Annotated in this window: 1 rRNA gene; it reads left to right on the top strand. The window is 49.5% G+C overall.

Going from position 1 to position 370, the window contains the following annotated elements:
* Positions 1-310: 310 nt before the first annotated feature.
* Positions 311-370 (top strand): 5S ribosomal RNA (gene rrf / locus ACXAG1_RS16985); the annotation flags it as partial.

Genomic DNA, 370 nt, shown 5'->3' with positions numbered 1-370 from the left:
AGGCTGGGTGTGGAAGCGTTGTGAGGCGTTGAGCTAACCAGTACTAATTGCCCGTGCGGCTTGACCATACAACAGAGATGGTTACTAACGATTGGATTGTGAGCAAGAAATTGCCAGCATGAAGAGACGCGCAGATTGAGCTCGTAAGAGCATCGACTTGCGGTGTATTACTACAGAATGTTTTACCGACTTATTTGGGTTGATTGTTGATGTAGGAGCCTGCTTGCAGGCGAACACAAAGGCAAACGAACAATCAAATGGCAGCGCCGGGCATAGAGCCCATAAGACCAAGCCAACCCAAGCCAGTTTGCCTGACGACAATAGAGTTGTGGAACCACCTGATCCCTTGCCGAACTCAGAAGTGAAACGC

This window comes from Microbulbifer sp. ABE4_465 (assembly GCF_056160765.1).
The sequence above is the reverse complement of the archived record's forward strand: the minus strand, read 5'-3'. Positions and strand labels throughout refer to the sequence as shown.